At 68.9% G+C, this 1,673-nt stretch carries 1 protein-coding gene; it reads left to right on the top strand.

Features of this window, described 5'->3' with window-relative positions; genetic code table 11:
- Window positions 1–124 precede the first annotated feature (124 nt).
- Window positions 125–1,516 (top strand): IS1380 family transposase, encoded by a 1,392-nt coding sequence (locus tag ACIRJP_RS42550; RefSeq protein ID WP_404186607.1) that lies wholly within the window; start codon window positions 125–127, stop codon window positions 1,514–1,516.
- The last annotated feature ends 157 nt before the right edge of the window (window positions 1,517–1,673 follow it).

Here is a 1,673-nt window from a genome sequence, read left to right as displayed (position 1 = left end):
AGCCTTGATCCACCGATGTGACGGCCGTGGATGGCTCTTCGGGAAACGAGGAAGTGCCTTGTGACCTGCGATGATGGGAGTTCTTGAGGCTTCCAGCACGCACGATCGGCAAGGCACTTCCGAGATGCAAGTTTCCCATACTCCAGCGGCGGTCTCCGCTGCGTTCGATGACCCGAGCCTGGTCGCGCATGCCGGGCTGGTTCCGGTGCTGCGGCTGGCCGAGCGGTGCGGTCTTGCACGTCTGACGGCGGAGAAGGTGAAGCTGACCGGGGCGGGGAACGGTGCGGGTGCGGCGGCGGACGCCAAGGTCACCAGCATCGTGGCCGGCATGGCGGCGGGCGCGGACAGCATCGACGACCTCCACATCCTGCGGCACGGGGCGATGCCGGCCCTGTTCCGAGGGGTCCGTGCACCGTCCACGCTGGGCACGTTCCTTCGCGCGTTCACCCACGGCCACGCCCTCCAACTCCATGCCGTGCACCGCAGGTTCCTCGGTCAGCTGGCCGTGCACACCCCGCTGCTTCCCGGCTCCGGCGAGAAGGCGTTCATCGACGTCGACTCCACCCACAAACGGATCTACGGCCGGGCCAAGCAGGGCGCCGAGTACGGCCGGTTCAAGGGCGTCCGCACCCTGCACCCCCTGCTCGCCACGGTCTGCACGCCCGGCTCCCGCCCGGTGATCGCCACCGTGCGGATGCGGCGCGGCAAGGCAGCCGATTCCCGCGGTGCCCCGAAATTCGTCAGTGAGGCGCTGGCCACCGCCGTCGAGGCGGGCTGCACCGGCACCCGGATCCTGCGAGCGGACTCGCAGTTCTACAACGCTGGTGTGATCGCGGCCTGCCGCCGGGCCGGAGCTCACTTCTCGATCACCTGCGGGATGAACCCTGCCGTCAAACGGGCCGTCCTCGGCATTCCCGACCAGGCCTGGCAGCAGATCACATACCCGACCGCGGTCCCCGACCCCGAGACCGGTGAACTCGTCTCGGACGCCGAAGTCGCCGAGATACCCGCTTACACCGCCTTCGCGAGCCGCAAGAAGAGCGAGCGGGTCACCGCGCGGCTGATCGTGCGCCGGGTCCGTGACCTGGCCAAACCCGCCGTCATGGGCGAGCAGGGCGAGTTGTTTCCCGTCTGGCGCTACCACCCGTTCTTCACCGACCAGCCCGCACAAACCCTCCAGGCCGAACGCGAACACCGCCACCACGCGGTCATCGAGCAGGTCATCGCCGACAGCAAAGCCTCCGCCCTGGCCCACCTGCCCTCCGGACACTTCCACGCCAACGCAGCCTGGCTCACCTTGTGGGCGATGACCTACAACCTGCTGCGGGCCACCGGCGCACAAGCCTCCGCCTTCCACGCCAGGGCCACCACTGCCACGATCCGCACCCACCTGGTCAACGTCCCGGCCCGGATCGCCCGCTCCGCCCGCCGCATCACCCTGCACCTACCGCACAACTGGCCCTGGCAGCCACCCTGGACACACCTGTTCTCCACCGCCCACGGACCGGCCGGCTGATACGAACAGCCCCCGCCCGCCCCGCCCGCAAGGGCCCGACCGGAACCGAACCGTGGAAATGCTGGGCAGACCAGCGGACACAACCTGCCCTCACCCGGCCACCCGACCCGAAGCCGATCAAAAGACCGCTCTCAAACCACCTCGGTGGATCAAGGCT

Source organism: Streptomyces sp. NPDC102437 (assembly GCF_044765565.1).
Lineage (GTDB): Bacteria > Actinomycetota > Actinomycetes > Streptomycetales > Streptomycetaceae > Streptomyces.
The sequence above is the reverse complement of the archived record's forward strand: the minus strand, read 5'-3'. Positions and strand labels throughout refer to the sequence as shown.